Source organism: Microbacterium sp. 4R-513 (assembly GCF_011046485.1).
Taxonomy (GTDB): domain Bacteria; phylum Actinomycetota; class Actinomycetes; order Actinomycetales; family Microbacteriaceae; genus Microbacterium.
The window spans coordinates 2,438,289-2,451,619 of record NZ_CP049256.1 but is presented as its reverse complement, the minus strand read 5'-3'; the positions used below and the strand labels follow the sequence as shown (position 1 = coordinate 2,451,619).

The 13,331-nt window shown below is 69.5% G+C and carries 15 protein-coding genes; 4 read left to right on the top strand and 11 right to left on the bottom strand.

The features are described from left to right. The first annotated feature begins 91 nt into the window (after window positions 1–91). On the top strand, window positions 92–667 hold the full coding sequence (locus tag G5T42_RS17725) for a DUF2510 domain-containing protein (RefSeq protein ID WP_241245780.1): 576 nt from the start codon (window positions 92–94) through the stop codon (window positions 665–667). 25 nt (window positions 668–692) lie between these two features. Here the strand turns inward: G5T42_RS17725 and G5T42_RS10730 are convergent, their stop codons facing one another. Then, on the bottom strand, window positions 693–1,895 hold the full coding sequence (locus G5T42_RS10730) for an FAD-dependent oxidoreductase (RefSeq protein ID WP_165128418.1): 1,203 nt from the start codon (window positions 1,893–1,895) through the stop codon (window positions 693–695). Between the two features lie 129 nt (window positions 1,896–2,024). Beyond that, entirely contained in the window at window positions 2,025–2,675 is a 651-nt protein-coding gene (locus G5T42_RS10725; protein WP_165128416.1) for a DUF1345 domain-containing protein, read from the bottom strand. A 225-nt stretch (window positions 2,676–2,900) separates the two neighbouring features. On the opposite strand from G5T42_RS10725, the gene G5T42_RS10720 reads away from it, so the two are divergent. After that, window positions 2,901–3,233, top strand: a complete 333-nt coding sequence (locus G5T42_RS10720; RefSeq protein ID WP_165128414.1) for a DUF2834 domain-containing protein — start codon at window positions 2,901–2,903, stop codon at window positions 3,231–3,233. Window positions 3,234–3,242: 9 nt separating this feature from the next. Here the strand turns inward: G5T42_RS10720 and G5T42_RS10715 are convergent, their stop codons facing one another. From G5T42_RS10715 to G5T42_RS10695, 5 genes are all read right to left on the bottom strand, one after another. After that, window positions 3,243–3,959 carry an SDR family NAD(P)-dependent oxidoreductase gene (locus G5T42_RS10715; protein WP_165128412.1) on the bottom strand — a complete coding sequence of 239 codons (717 nt, stop codon included), beginning with the start codon at window positions 3,957–3,959 and terminating at the stop codon, window positions 3,243–3,245. Window positions 3,960–4,082: 123 nt separating this feature from the next. Then, window positions 4,083–5,774, bottom strand: coding sequence for an AarF/UbiB family protein (locus G5T42_RS10710; RefSeq protein WP_165128410.1), 1,692 nt, complete (start codon window positions 5,772–5,774; stop codon window positions 4,083–4,085). A 36-nt stretch (window positions 5,775–5,810) separates the two neighbouring features. Continuing rightward, on the bottom strand, window positions 5,811–6,398 hold the full coding sequence (locus G5T42_RS10705) for a PadR family transcriptional regulator (protein WP_165128408.1): 588 nt from the start codon (window positions 6,396–6,398) through the stop codon (window positions 5,811–5,813). Window positions 6,399–6,592: 194 nt separating this feature from the next. Then, on the bottom strand, window positions 6,593–7,159 hold the full coding sequence (locus G5T42_RS10700) for a dihydrofolate reductase family protein (protein ID WP_165128406.1): 567 nt from the start codon (window positions 7,157–7,159) through the stop codon (window positions 6,593–6,595). Further along, window positions 7,156–7,770, bottom strand: a complete 615-nt coding sequence (locus G5T42_RS10695; RefSeq protein ID WP_165128404.1) for a dihydrofolate reductase family protein — start codon at window positions 7,768–7,770, stop codon at window positions 7,156–7,158. The genes G5T42_RS10700 and G5T42_RS10695 overlap by 4 nt, the downstream gene beginning before the upstream one ends. Window positions 7,771–7,850: 80 nt before the next feature. On the opposite strand from G5T42_RS10695, the gene G5T42_RS10690 reads away from it, so the two are divergent. Continuing rightward, on the top strand, window positions 7,851–8,405 hold the full coding sequence (locus G5T42_RS10690) for a helix-turn-helix domain-containing protein (protein ID WP_165128402.1): 555 nt from the start codon (window positions 7,851–7,853) through the stop codon (window positions 8,403–8,405). A gap of 27 nt (window positions 8,406–8,432) precedes the next feature. Here the strand turns inward: G5T42_RS10690 and G5T42_RS10685 are convergent, their stop codons facing one another. The 3 genes from G5T42_RS10685 to G5T42_RS17720 form a co-directional block, all read right to left on the bottom strand. Then, the gene (locus G5T42_RS10685) at window positions 8,433–8,945 is read right to left on the bottom strand and encodes an ACT domain-containing protein (protein WP_165128400.1); all 513 of its coding nucleotides are present in this window, start codon (window positions 8,943–8,945) and stop codon (window positions 8,433–8,435) included. Continuing rightward, window positions 8,942–9,415, bottom strand: a complete 474-nt coding sequence (locus tag G5T42_RS10680; protein WP_165128398.1) for an SRPBCC family protein — start codon at window positions 9,413–9,415, stop codon at window positions 8,942–8,944. Before G5T42_RS10680 ends, G5T42_RS10685 begins: the two co-directional genes overlap by 4 nt. Window positions 9,416–9,556: 141 nt before the next feature. Beyond that, window positions 9,557–9,742: a hypothetical protein gene (locus G5T42_RS17720; protein ID WP_241246093.1), complete on the bottom strand. Its 186-nt coding sequence runs from the start codon at window positions 9,740–9,742 to the stop codon at window positions 9,557–9,559. Window positions 9,743–9,787: 45 nt separating this feature from the next. On the opposite strand from G5T42_RS17720, the gene G5T42_RS10675 reads away from it, so the two are divergent. Next, window positions 9,788–11,116: a DUF222 domain-containing protein gene (locus G5T42_RS10675; RefSeq protein ID WP_347103780.1), complete on the top strand. Its 1,329-nt coding sequence runs from the start codon at window positions 9,788–9,790 to the stop codon at window positions 11,114–11,116. A gap of 147 nt (window positions 11,117–11,263) precedes the next feature. Here the strand turns inward: G5T42_RS10675 and G5T42_RS10670 are convergent, their stop codons facing one another. Continuing rightward, complete coding sequence (locus G5T42_RS10670) at window positions 11,264–13,291, bottom strand: SGNH hydrolase domain-containing protein (protein ID WP_165128394.1); 2,028 nt, start codon at window positions 13,289–13,291, stop codon at window positions 11,264–11,266. Window positions 13,292–13,331 lie beyond the last annotated feature (40 nt).

Below are 13,331 nucleotides of genomic sequence, written 5' to 3'. Positions count from 1 at the left end.
TCTCGTTCGGGTCACCACCACTCCAGCCGCGGGGATGTTGCGCGGACGTATGCTCGCCCGATCCGCGGCGCGCGCCGGTAGCCTCGGGACCATGGGCACCGCGGCCGAACCCGGTTGGTACGACGACGGCACCGGCAAGCTGCGCTGGTGGGACGGCGCGCGCTGGACGCAGGACTACGCGGACTTCGACGCGTTCGGCGTCCAGATCCGGGAGGATGCCGTCCCGCCCGCGTCGACACCCGTCGGAGCGGGCTGGTACGACGACGGCCGGGGCCGCCAGCGGTGGTGGGACGGCCGCCGGTGGACGACGCAGACGCGATTCAGCGGCAATGAGGACGTCTTCGGCGGGGTCGTCGTCGACGGGCGCTGGATCCACCTCGGCGATCTCAGCCAGCCGATCGGGGGTCTCTCGGCCGTCATCCTCACGGTCGCGGACCTCGCCAAGCGACCGTCGGTCTCGGAGGCCGTCCGCCGCCGCGCCCTCTTCACGCCGCAGGGGGCTATGACGCCCCGCCACTTCGCGAGGCTGGACCGCCGGGCGGTGTTCCTCGCGATCGAGGGCGGCGGTCAGCTGTGGCTCACGCCGGTCACCGCGCAGGACGAGTCACGCGCGCGGCAGTTCGCGGCGTGGGTCAACACGTCGTCGGACCACTACCGGTACGGCTGAGCGACCGGCCGTTTGACGCGAGCGGTTACACGAGGCCCTTCAGGATCAGGTTCCAGTAGACCCACGGCAGGACGTGCCGGTCGGCGATCCAGGCCAGCCGGTTCTCGCGGTACATGCTCTTCCAGAACGGGATGGTGGGCATGAGCTGTCCTTCGGGGCCGAACTCCGCCCACACGACGGTCGAGCGCGACACGGTGAACGGACAGACGCCGTACCCGTCGTACGCCCACCGCGGCTCCTCCCCTTTGCGCACCGCCGCGAGGTTCTTCGCGAGCACGTACGTCTGCTTGCGCAGCGCGCCGCCGCACTTCGAATTCGTCGTTGCCGCGGCATCCCCCAGCGTCCAGACGTTGCCGTAGCGGGGGTGTCGGAGGGTGCGGGTGTCGACCTCGACGAAGCCGCCGTCGTCGCCCGGAGCGGCCAGCGGCGACTCGGCGAGCCAGTCCGGCGCCGACTGCGGGGGCACGGCGTTCAGGACGTCGAAGCGGATGCGCTCAGCCCCCTCGGGGCCGCCGATCACGACCTCCGAGGCCTCGGCATCCACCTCGAGCAGTTCGCTGTCGGTGCGCAGCTCGATGCCGTAGATCGCGATGTTGCGTTCGAGCTCCCGGTCGAAGGCCGGGATGCCGAAGACGGAGTGCGTCGGGACGACCATGATCACGCGGATGTCGTTCAGCACGCCCGTCGCCTGCCAGTAGTCGCAGGCCTGATACATCGGCTTCTGGGACGCGCCCGCGCAGGAGGCCGGCCCGGGGGGCTCGGTGAACACGACGGTGCCGCTCTTGAGGTCGCGGAGGAGCAGCGAGGCCTTCGCCGCCAGGTCGTGCTCGTAGTGCGAAGCGACCTTCGGGGTGGTGATGGCGTGCTCGAGACCCGGGACCCTGTTCCAGTCGTGCTGGATGCCGGGGCAGAGGATGACGTGGTCGTAGGTGAGCCTGCGGCCGTCGTCGAGGAGGACGGCGTTCTCGGCGGGGTCGATCGAGTCCACCCGGCCCTGGATCCACTCGACGCCCTTCGGCATCACATCGCGCTGCGGTCGCACGGTGACGCTGGCGCGCGCCGTGCCGCCCGCGACGTGCGAGAAGAGCGGCTGGTAGAGGTGATGCTCCCGCGGTTCGACGAGGGCGATGTCTTCGACGCCGAGCCGCTGCAGTCGCGCGGCCACGGAGATTCCGCCGTTTCCTCCGCCGATCACCAGGATCTCGTGGTGTGTGCTGTTCTCGGGCATCGCGAACCGTCCTAAGCCACTGGGTCTGCTCACGCTATGCCGCCGGCGTCGGTCGGCGTGAGGGGTTGCGGGCGCGCGGGCGGGCAGGTAGGGCACGCAGGCACGACTCCCCGCTGCACGGCGTCTGGGTCAGGCGTCGAGGATCGTGCTGAATGCCAGGACGATGATGAGCGCGTTGAGGAAGAAGCTGAAGGTCGTGTGCCAGACGACGGTCCAGCGCATCCGACTGGTCTGGACGACCACGTCCGAGACGGAGAACGTGGTCGCATTCGTGAACGAGAAGTAGACGAAGTCGACCAGCCGCGGCGCGACCGCGCCGGGGAACACGAGCGGAGGCGGCGACGGCGCCCGACGATACCGGCGGTCGTAGATCCGCGCATAGCCCCAGTGGAACAGTGCCCACGACAGCAGCATCGCCCACACCGCGACCGGCTCCACCCAGACCGCCCAGTCCGGGTCATTGCGCAGGAGGAGGATCTCGGTCGCCGCGACGATCCCCACGAGGCTCGCGGCGAAGGTCGCGATGGTCGAGACGAGGCCGACCACGGGATGCCTGTCGACCTGCTGCAGCCACGGCGTGGTGCGCTCCGGCCCGCGACGCACGCTGACGCCCACGGCGATGACGGCGGCGATCCAGTACAGCGTGCCGATGAGGCACCACAGCGCAAGCACCTCGATCGTCGTGCCGTCGTCCTCGGTGAAGACGAGCGTCGCACCGAGCACGATGAGCGCGAGCTGTACGAGCAGGTCGACGCTGCGCGCAATGACGCCTACGACCACGAACGACCCCCTCCCCCGTTCCTACCCGCTCTGCCCATCCCCGCGATGAACACCGCCCGGCCCCAGCTGCGCGAGACCGGCCGCCGCGACGACGGCGAGTCCCGACATGCCGCCACACTACGGCGGCGGGAAGGAAGAAGGACGGATGCTGGAGTCCGAGCTTGCCGAGGCATCCGTCGTCACTACGTCCTGACGCCTCGGAGGCGCACCCACGAGGAGGCAGAGATGAAGCCGCGCTGGACCCCGCTCGCGATCGCCTACCTCGTGCTCGCACTCGTCGGGCTCGTCGGTACCTTCGTCCTCAACGCGTGGACCGTGCTCGAGGCACGCGACTACTTCGGCGACATCTTCGGCAGCGGTCCCGCCGTGTCGTCGATCGGCGTCGACCTGCTCGTCGTGGCGGTCGCCGGTGTCGTCTTCATCGTCGTGGAGGCTCGGCGGCTTGCGATGAAGCGAGCGTGGCTTTACATCGTGCTCTCGCTCGTCACCGCCTTCGCCTTCACGTTCCCGCTGTTCCTCGCGATGCGCGAGCGGCAGCTGGCCGGGCGAGGCGCCTGAACGCTCCGCTCACCAATCGAGGGGGCGGCCGTCGCGCGAGAACGAGCCGGCGGGGACGAACCCCTCGCCGAGGACGGGGCGGAGGATGCTGAGAGCACCGGAGCGCGGGTCTCTCGCCCCCATCTCCGCCATGCCGGGTGCCGTCGCGGTCAGTCCGGGATCGACGACGTAGACCGCGACATCCTTCTCCCCCAGTTCCAGGGCCGCCTTGCGGCCGAGGGCGTGGACGGCGGCCTTGGAAGCGGCGTAGCTCACAGCGCCCGGGTTCGTCGCGATGCCGAAGTCCGGGTCGCCGTGCGAGCCGCCTCCGCTGCCGACGATGATGAGCGAGCCCTGGGACCGGATGAGGGCGTGCGAGAACGCTTGGACGGTGCGCCAGGTGCCGATCACATTGACCTCGAGGATGTCGCGCACCCCGTCGAGATCCGCCGTCAGGGTGGTCTCGTCCCACGGCGCGAATTGGGCGGCGTTCGCGACGACCAGGTCGATCCCGTCCTCCGGCAGCGTGTCCGCGACGGCGACGAGCGAGGCGGGGTCGCGGAGATCCGCGTACCGCACGTCGACCGAGGGATGTCCGGCGAGCGCCGCACGGGCGGCGCGGACGTCCCGGGCGAGCGCGATCACCGACCAGCCACGCTCGCTGAGCACTTTGACGGCCGCGAGTCCGACGCCTCTCCCACCACCGGTCACGATCGCCGACCGCGAGTTCGGGGACGCCTCGGTCATCCTGTCCTCCTCTGCACTTCCGCGTGGCTCGAAGACTTGCTAGCCAAACTAGCGACTTGTGAAGAGGGGTGGGTCGGTTCGGGATGATTCGTTGGCGATCGGCGCGATGACCGCTCCGACGGTCTAGCGCGGGCCCCGCCCGCTCGCCCAGCCGGCCAGCACCGCATGCAGCGCCGCCGGCAACGACGCCACGAGGAGGATCGTCGACCAGACGGCGTCTTCCGGCCGCACGATGAGCCCGCCCAGGAACAGCGCCGCGAAGATCACGGCCGAGATGATCCGGCGTCCCGTCCGCTCCAGCGACCTCATCCGCTGCTCGACCCGCGGCGTCTCGACGACAACGCGCCCTTCCTCGATGCGCGTCACGGCGTCGTCGAGGCGTCGCGGCAGCCGAGCCGCGATGCCCGCGACGTCGACCACCTCCTTGCCGATCGCCTGCGCGAAGTTGCCGCGTTCGTCGCGCAGCAGCTGGGCGGCGTAGGGCTCGACGGCATCCCAGATGTTGAAGGCGGGGTCGAGCGAGCTGCACATGCCCGAGGTGAGGGAGATCGCCCGCACGATGAGGAGGAAGTTCTCCGGCAGCTGGAACGGCAGCGACCGCACGACATCGCCGAACTCGACGGCGAAATCGCGGAACTCGCGGGGATCGACGTCCTGCAGCTCGGCGAATCCCATGCCGCCGAAGCGGGCGAAGAGCGCCGTCATCGCCCGCTCGAGCTCGCTCGTGTCGGCCGAGGGCAGCAGCACGCCGACATCGCGGATGCTGTCGACCATCTGGCGCCCGTTGCGCGCGGCGACCGCGATGATGAGTCGCTGCAGACCTTTTCGCAGCCTATCGGGGACGTCGCCCATCATCCCGAAGTCGATGAAGGTGAGCTTCCACTGCCGCTCGCCCGGCGGGGCGGCGATCGGGGTCACGAAGATGTTCCCGGGGTGGGGATCGGCGTGGAAGTAGCCGTCGCGGAAGAGCTGGTCGAACATGACCGTCGCGAACTCGTGGGCGACGGCCGTCGGGTCGATGCCGGCCGCTCGCAGGGCGTCGACGTCGTTGATCTTGATCGCCGTGACATCCGAGAGGGTCAGGACCCGGCGGGTCGTCCGCTCCCATGCGACCTCGGGCACGGCCACGCGAGGATCGCCGACGAAGTTGGCCCCGAAGCGCTCCGCATTCTCGGCCTCGTGCAGGTAGTCGATCTCTTCCAGGCTGGTCGCGCCGAATTCCTCCATGAGCGCCGGCAGATCAACCCGATCGGCCACGAGCCGCACACGGCTGAGCCACCCCGCGACCTTCCGCAGCGCGGCCAGGTCCACGTCTACGATCTCGTCGATGCCAGGACGCTGGATCTTGACGACGACGTCGGCGAATCCGGTGTAGACCGCGTCCTCAGGCCGCAGCTGCGCCCGGTGGGCCTGACCGAGGGATGCCGCAGCCACCGGCGCGGGGTCGACCCACGCGTAGGCACGCTCGAGCGGCATCCCCAGCTCGGCCTCGGCGAGTCGGCGGATCGCCGCGAACTCGACGGGCGGCACTTCGTCCTGAAGGCCCTCGAGCTCCTTGGTGATCTCCGGCGGCAGCACATCGAGGCGCGACGAGAGGAACTGTCCAACCTTGATCATGAGGCCGCCGAGCGAGACCGCGAGAGCGTGGAACTTGCGGGCGAGCCTCGTCAGCCGGGCCGCGCGCCCGCGCGCCGAGAATCGGGCGAACCCGATCCGGGGCAGGAAGAGCTCGTACCACCAGGCCTGCACCATGTACCTGGCGGCGAAGCGCAGGATGCGGCGATAGCGGGCGCGCGACTCACCGACGTCGGCCATCGAATCTCCTTGACGCCGACGTGCGGACGGCGAGGGTCAGTCTTGAGCGAGGATGGAGTAGAGCTTACGGCGCGCGTCTTCGAGCACGTCGACCGCCTGCTTCACCTGCTCCGCGCTGCCCGACCGGCCGACCTGGGCGGCCGCCTGTGCGAGCTCCATCCCGGCCTTTCCGAGCGCCGTCTTCGAGCCGCCGCCGCCCTTCATGCCCTGCGACTCCCACGGCGCGCGCCCGCCGGCCTCTTCGGCCTCGGCCCGACCGGCCTCGGTCAGCGAGTACGTCTTGCGGCCGCCCGACTCCTCGGCCTTGATGAGACCCTCGTCGGCGAGGAGCTGGAGGGTCGGATAGACCGATCCTGCGCTGGGCTTCCACGCGCCGTTGCTGCGCTCCTCGATCTGCTGGATGATCTGGTAGCCGTGCATCGGCTGCTCGGCGAGGAGCGCCAGCACAGCAGCACGCACGTCGCCCTTGTTCATCCGCGTGCCCGACGTCGCCGCGCCGACCTTCTTCTCGAACTCCTCCTTGAGCTGGTCGAGCATGTCGAAGATGCCCATGCCCGACTTGCCTCCCGAGCTCCGGGGGTCGAACCCGCCGAAGCCGCCGCTTCCTGTCCATGAACCGCTCATGATCGCCCTCCTCGGATAGCGAGCGCCGGTGCGCTCAACGACACATACCGATATATCGTCAGTATGCACGGCCGTCGGGATCTTGTGGCGGTGAGAACGCTGAGAATCAACGGATAGCGGGGATCGACCGTTCGGATCGCGATCGCCGACGATGGATCGGCGATGCGGTCAACGACACAGGCGAGACGGTGTCTTCACGCGCGGATCGGCCGGGCGCGCACGTTGACCTCGTGCCGCGGCTCATCCGTCATCGTGAAGGCGAGCGCGATCGGCGGAGCGCCCGGGTTGTCGTAGAGACGGATGCCGTCGCCGAGGAGCACCGGCGCGATATGCAGGTCGATCTCATCGAGGAGCCCGCGATCGAGCAGCTGCCGGCCGATCGAAGCGGAGAGGATCTCGACGTTCTTGCCGCCCGCGGCATCCTTCGCGATCCGCAGAGCCTCTTCGACGTCGCAGCTGAGGATCGTCGTGCCCTCGCTCGCGGGAGCGTCCTCCGGGTGGTGGGTGAGGACGAAGACCGGGCCGCTCCACGCGCCGCCGTAGATCGTCGACGCATCGGGGAACGCATCGAACCCGTCGCGGCCGCCGAGCACCGCACCGGTCGTCGCGACGTACTCGTCGATGATGTGAGGCCTTCCGGTCGTGAGCCCGGCCATCCAGTCCATGGAGTGACCGGGGCCGGCGACGAAGCCGTCGAGCGACATCGTGAAGTGCCACAGCACCTTGCCCTCCGCTGCCTGCGCGGTCGGCTCGGCGATCATGCCCGCTCCCCCTCGGGATGCCGCACGCGGTAGCGGACATGTGTCACGAGCGAGGCGCCGCGGCTGCTGATCAGCTCCAGATCGACCGGGCCGACGCCCTCGAAGAGGCGCAGTCCCTCTCCGACGATCGTCGGCGAGATCTGCAGCATGAGCTCGTCGATGAGGCCGGCTGCGAGGTACTGGTTGATCGTGCTGACGCCGCCTGCGATGTGGATCGTGCGGTCGCCCGCGGCATCCCGAGCCTTCGCCAGCGCCGATTCGATGCCGTCGGTGACGAAGTGGAAGGTCGTGCCGCCCTCCATCTCGATGGGTTCGTGCGGGTAGTGCGTGAGCACGTAGACCGGGGCGTGGTACGGCGGGTCGTCGCCCCACCAGCCGCGCCAGTCGCGGTCCCACTCCCCGCGGACCGGGCCGTACATGTTCCGCCCCATGACGTAGGCACCCGCCGAGACGATGTCGTCGATCTCGGCTCGGTTCTCGTCGGGCGTCTCGAACATCCATCGGTGCAGCAGCTCACTGGGCGCGTCGCCGAAGGGGCGCTCCTCGGTCTGGTTGTGACCCGAGCCGATGCCGTCGAGCGAGATCGACATCGTCGCGATGACTCGTTGCATGTTCCGTCCTCCACACTGATTGCGATCTGCAACTGGTTTTTTCCCACGCTACGCCGAACCGGTTGTAGAATGCAACCAGAATGATGGAATCGCAGCGGTCCGGATGCCCGATCAACCTCTCCCTCGAGGTGATCGGCGACAAGTGGTCGCTGCTCGTCATCCGCGACATGATGTTCGGCAACCGCCGCCACTTCCGCGAGCTGCTGCTCGGATCCGAAGAGGGGATCGCGTCGAACATCCTCGCCGACCGCCTGCAGCGGCTCGTCGACCAGGGCCTCATCTCGCGGGCGCCCCACCCGACGCACAAGCAGAAGGTGGTCTACAGCCTGACCGAGCCGGCGATCCAGCTCGTGCCCGTGCTCGTCGCGCTCGGCTCGTGGGGCCGGCGGCACCTGCCCGTCTCGCGGGAGCTCGCGATCCGCGCGGAGCTGCTGGAGCGCGGCGGCCCGGAGATGTGGGACGCCTTCATGGACGAGCTGCGGGAGCAGCACCTGGGCATCCGGCGCCGTGACGGTGCGCGGTCGGTCCTCGCGGAGCTGCGGGAGGCGTATCTGGCCGAGGTCGCCGCGGCGGCGGCTGTTGCGGCGGAGTCGGCGGCGGTTGAGCCGGCGTCTGAGCGGGCGGCTCGGCGCTGACGCGGCCGGGTCGGCGTATGCGGGCCGTCAGTCGCGACGCGTGACGTCGACCTGCAGCTCGTGGGCCAGCCTCTCGAGTTCTTCGACCAGGGCGTCGACGTCGACGGATGCCGGAACCACGGCCGAGATCGTCGCTTCGAAGAGGCGGCCGCCGGCCATGGCGGCGTCGCGGGTCTCGCTCGTCATCCGCTCGATGCTCACCCCGCGGTCGCTGAGCGTGGACGAGAGCTCGCGGACGATGCCCGGGCGGTCGTTTCCGAGCACCCCGAAGGTGAACAGGCGGTCGGGCGAGGCATCCGTCGCCTCTTCGTGACCGGGCACGGCGACCGTCACCAGGCCTTCGAGCTGCGAGAGCGCGTCACGCAGCGCGTCGGCGCGATGAGCGGCGACCGAGACCTCGATGATGCCCGCGAAGGCTCCCGCGAGTTCGGCGAGCTGGCTGTTCTCCCAGTTGCCGCCGTGGGAGTCGATGACCTCCGCGACGGCCGCGACGAGTCCGGCGCGGTCATCTCCGACGACGGTGAGCACGAGGGTTGTCATGGGGTCAGCGTATTCCCGGGCGGGGCATCCGCGAGCAGGTGCGGCAGTGCTGCGAAGGTCCTTGCGTGGGCGATCTCGGCGTGGCGGGTCATGTAGCGGACGAGCGGTGCGGGCGCGGTCACGAGAGTCGTCTCAGTGACGAGGCTTCCGCCGCCCGACGATGTCGCAGTCGTGCGCGTTTCGAGCGTGCATCCAGGCGCTGCCTGGACATGACCGATCATCGTCGTCGCAGAGATGCGGATCATGCGCGCACCGAACCGGATCCGGTAATGGAAGGGCCCGATCGTCGGGCGCTCCACGATCCGCCAGTCGATCCAGTCCCCTTCACCATCGGATCCGCGGGCGACCGGCACGGCGCTCTCGAGATAGGGGTGGATGCCGCGGTGCGCGTCGAGCCGCGCGAGATAGTCGATCGCCTGCTCCGGCGGCGCCGAGACGGCCGTCTCCAGGCGGAAGGTACGGGATGCCACGGCACCATCTTGTGCCCCGTTCCTCCCCACACGGTGCACCTCCGCATTCTCCACAACCTCGTCGAACTTCTGTTCGAATGTCCGTCGTTCGCGAGAGAATCGGGCATGGCGATCATCAGCGAGATGAAGCGGCTCATCGAGTCACTCGACTCGCACGCGGCCCTCGACGTGGAGCCGTCTTCCCTGGCCGACGCGATGCGGCGGCTCGACGATGAGTGCCTCCTGCGAGTGATGACGGATGCCTCGTCCCTCGCCAACGAGATCGAGAAGCTGCGGGTCGTGGCGGCGGGAGTTGCGGCGCAGAGATCGGAGCGGGAACTCGGTCATGCGGGGCTCGCTGCCACGAGGGGCCATCGGACGCCGGCCGCGCTCGTGCAGGCGATCGCGGGAGGAACGAAGGCCGAAGCAGACCGACACGTGCGGCTGGGCACGGCGCTGCTCGAAGGGTCCGCCGATCCGCTCCGACCGGATGAGGCGAGCCCCATGGGTGTGCGGAGGGTTTGGCACGAGGCTCTTCGAAGCGCACACCTCGCCGGCGGTCTGACCGCGAGCCAGTACGACGCGATCTACCGCGGTCTGGGCGAGCCTCCCCCTGACCCGTGCGATGGTCCCGGCGCGATGGCCGAGGCGTGGAGTCTGGCAGCGGAGCAGCTGATGCGCGAGGCCGACGCAATGCCCGCCGAGGAGCTTCAGCGACGCGCGCGGCAGGTACGGGATGCCCTGGATCCGGCCGGTGCGGTGGAGCGCTTCGCGCGGCGGTATGAACGTCGCGCGTTCCGAATGTGGACGGACGCCGATGGGGCGCGGCACGCGAGCATCGCCTTCGACGACGAGATGGCGGCGTGGGTGCAGGGCGCGATAGATGCGGCGCTTCGCCCGCGGCGGGGCGGGCCGCGCTTCGTTGATCCGGATGCCGTGGCCGATGCTGACGAACTCGTTCGAGACCTCCGGACCAACGATCAACTGACGTACGACCTGATGATGGATGTCTGGCGCGCGGGAGCCCTTGCCGAGGCGTCGCAGGTGTTCGGGGCCCGGCAACCCGGGGTGCGGATCCTCGTCGTGGAGGACCTCCTCGGTGCGCGCGACCCGCTCGGACGACTCCTGGCGACCGGTCACGCCGAGGATCGCGGCGATGCGCTTCCCGGGCCGGTGATCGACCGCTCGCTGTGCTCCATCGGTTCGGTCCGCGTCACGGTCGACTCCTTCGGCAATCCTCTCGACGTCGGGCGCGAGCAGCGGCTGTACACCCCGCGGCAGCGCACTGCGCTCGCGGTGCGTGACGGGGGTTGCATGTTTCCCGGATGCACCGTGCCGGCCTCCTACTGCGAGGCCCACCACTGCGATCACTGGTGGGAACACCTGGGGCGGACTGACATCGACCGGGGCATCCTGCTCTGCCGCTTCCACCACATGCTCCTGCACAACCGGGGATGGCGGATCGCCCGCGACGGCCTCAGGCCCTTCGTGCTGCACCCACCCCCCGGCGAGGGATCTCCAGTCGAGTTGAGGTCGAAGTCTCCACTGAAGTGGGCGTGGGATCCGCCGCCTCCGCCGGACCGGCCCTCCTGGCGCACCCCGCCCGAGGCAGTGCATCCGAGCGATTCCGGTCGAGTCGGCCCTGGGACGTCAGACTCACCCGAAACCGGGGTGACGGAGACCGGCTCCGCGCACCGGCGCATTGCCGCTCTTCGGCACTGAGCCCGATGCGCTTGTCCCGCGTCTCGAACTGCTCGCCGATGGCTGCGCCTCGGCGTGCGGTCGTGGGGCCTGAAATGCGGCGCGCCGGCGCCGGGCGGTGATCCTCCCTCGCGAACCGTCGGGAGCGAGCTCGTGCGGCGGAATGGATCACTCGGGCGGCGGCGCGGCGTTCAGGAGCGGACGGAGCTTCTCCCCCATCACACCGCCCAGCAGCGCGCTGAAGGCCGCCGTCATGTGGTGCGAGTCGCGATAGACCAGAGCGTCGCCGATGATCGGCGGACACCAGTCGGCGGTGCACAGGTAGTCGTTGAAGTCGAGCAGCGGCACCCCACGCGCTGCAGCGGCCTTCGCGGCAGCCTCGCGAGACGCGTCCTGAAGGGCGACCGACCGCGGCTGACCGCACACCTCGGCGTCGGACAGGTGAGCCGACAGGCACGGCGCCGGATCCTCGCGGATGTCGGGAGTGTCTGCGATCACCGCCTTCGGCACCGTGATCGCATCGAGAGTCGCCCCGTAGGCCGCCTCCCACGTGGCGACATCGTCTTTCACCCCGGGTGCCAGATCCGGGTCGCTGTAGCCGGCGAGCAGCACGATCACCGGATCCGACGCGTTCACGGCCTCGATCACCGCCTTACGCCACTCGGCGCACTGGGGATATGGAGTGCCCCGCCGTGTCGATTCGATCGTCGCGTACGGGCACGAGCTCTTCGTATGCACCTCGACGGCATAGCCGGCCGAGAGCGCGAACGCGTCGAGCGCCGGGAACCAATGCGCCGCGTGCGAGTCGCCGAAGAGGACGATCCGCGGCGCTGCGGGGTCGCCGTACAGGCAGTCCCCGGCATCCGTCGCAGCGATGCCGCGCACGCAGTCGTCGGCATAGACCTGCGGAAGACTCTCATCGGCTTCGCGAAGCGACGGACGCAGGTTCTCGGGCACGAAGTCGGTGCCCTGGGGAGGGTCCTGGATGGCGGGAGCCGACGCCTCCTCGGCGACGTTGAGCGAGCGGGTGTCCGCCACGGCGTACGCGCCGGTCGCGACGAGAAGGCACGCGACGGAGCCGATCGCCGCGCCGATGAGGGTGCGGCGCGTGCGCGCCCGAGTCAGCCATGGGGCACGCCGCATCGGATCCTCGACGAACCGGAACATCGCCCACGCGACGGGGACGCACGCGAGAGCGATGAGGAGCGTCGCCCACAGCGGCAGTCCACCGCGGACGACGGACTCCGGGATGACGAGGGCCGGCCAGTGCACGAGATACAGCGAGTACGAGATCGTCCCGACGAGCACCATGCCCCGGACCGACAGCATCCGTCCCGGCCCGAGGCGATGCGGAGTGGCACCCGCCGCGATCACGAGCGCCGTCCCCAGCACGGGGAGCGCTGCCCACGCACCGGGAAAGAGCGTCTTCGACGAGAACAGCGCCACCGATGCCCCGATGGCCGCGATGCCGAGCCAGCCGAGCACCGGCGCGACCGCCGGCGAAGCGACCCGCTCACGCCGCAGCAGCAGGAATGCGACGAGCCCGCCGACTCCGAGCTCCCACGCGCGCGTCGGCAGCCAGAAGAACGCGATCGGCTGCGATTGGAACGTGAACCACACGCACGAGACGAAGGATGCCGCCACCACGGCGACCAGCACCCAGAACAGGGCGCGCTTCGATCGCACGACGGCCCAGGCGAGCCCCAGCAGCGCGGGCCACACGAGATAGAACTGCTCCTCGACCCCGAGCGACCAGTAGTGCTGGAAGAGCGACGGGTTCGTCGACTGCGCGAGGTAGTCGGTCTGATCCATCGCGAAGAGGTAGTTCGGCACGTACAGCGCCGTCGCCACGGCGCCGCGCCACACCTTCTCGATGAGCAAGGGCGGGTACCAGATGAGCGCCGCGACGACCGACAGCAGCAGGACGAGGAAGGACGCGGGAAGGATGCGGCGAGCCCTGCGTGCGTAGAACGAGCCGAACCGGATGCGGCCCTCGCGGGTGAGGCTTCCGAGAAGGTGGGTCGTGATGAGGAAGCCCGAGATCACGAAGAAGATGTCGACCCCGACATACCCGCCGGGAAGGAAGGGCAGCCCGGCGTGGTACAGCACGACCGCGCCTACGGCGATCGCTCGCAGGCCTTGGATGTCAGGGCGGAAACCGGAGGAATCCGCGCCCGTGGGGGTGCGCTCTGCCACGATTCCGGCAGTGTAGAGCGGCCGGATGAACCCCACGGGG